Origin of the sequence: Mesorhizobium sp. WSM4884 (assembly GCF_029625675.1) — a bacterium.
Taxonomy (GTDB): Bacteria; Pseudomonadota; Alphaproteobacteria; order Rhizobiales; family Rhizobiaceae; genus Mesorhizobium.
In genome coordinates, this window is record NZ_JARTVO010000053.1 from 1 (window position 1) to 1,176 (window position 1,176).

At 64.2% G+C, this 1,176-nt stretch carries 1 pseudogene; it reads left to right on the plus strand.

From position 1 onward, the window contains the following. A pseudogene (locus tag P9236_RS30625) lies at positions 1 to 1,153 on the plus strand (IS5 family transposase); the annotation flags it as partial. Between the last annotated feature and the right edge of the window lie 23 nt (positions 1,154 to 1,176).

The window sequence follows — 1,176 nt, forward strand, 5'->3', positions numbered from 1 at the left end:
GCGGGGCTGGCGATCCTCAAGCACACCTTCAACCTGTCGGATGAGGTGCTGTGCGAGCGCTGGGTGGAGAACCCTTATTTCCAGTATCTCACCGGCGAGACGTTCTTTTGCCATACGCTGCCGTTCGACCGCTCCTCGATGACGCGTTGGCGCAGCCGTATGGGCGAGGAGCGGATTATGGTGCTGTTGCAGGAGAGCCTCAGCCTCGCGGTCAAGACCGGGGCGATGAAACCGGCCGACACGCGCCAGGTGATCGTCGACACCACCGTGCAGCCGAAGAACGTCATGTTCCCGACCGACGCCAAGCTCATCCATCGGGCACGCGAACGGCTGGTGCGGCTGGCCAAGAGGACGGGTCTCCATTTGCGCCAGAGTTATGTGCGGGTCGGCAAGCTGGCGCTGATCAGCCACCAGCGCTATGCCCACGCCAAGCAGTTCAAGCGGGCCAACAAGGCGCTACGCAAGCTCAAGACCTATCTCGGCCGGACCATTCGCGACATTGGTCGCCAGATCGCCGGCGATCAGGGGCTGGACGCTGTTCAAATGGCCGCTCTACCAGGCCGCCACCGTTCTCGAGCAACGCCAGCGCCAGCGCGGCCGCAAGATCTACAGCCTGCACGCACACGAGGTGGAATGCATCGGCAAGGGCAAGGCGCATGCGCCCTACGAGTTCGGGGTGAAGGTGTCGGTGGCCACCACGCTGAAGCGCTCCAGGGGCGGCCAGTTCGCCCTGCATGCAAAAGCACTGCCCGGCAATCCCTATGACGGCCACACGCTGGCAAGCGTCATCCCCGACATGGAAAAGACCATCGGCAACGAGATCGGCCGCATCCTCGCCGACGCCGGCTATCGCGGCCACAACGCACCGCAGAGCCACAAGCTCAGGGTCTTCACCGCGGGCCAGAAACGCCGCGTCACCCCAGCCATCAAGCGCCAGATGCGACGGCGGTCGGCGGTCGAGCCCGTCATCGGCCACATCAAGAGCGAACACAGAATGGGCCGCAACTACCTCGCCGGCCAGCAGGGCGACACCCTCAACGCCATCCTGGCCGCCGCCGGCTACAACTTCTCCCTCCTGCTCAGGTGGCTGAAGGGGTTTTTGTCGCTCTTGATTGCCCTGCTTCAAATCCGGCCGAAGCCGGTCGCCGCTTAGGGCTCGGATTGTTCACGGTCGAC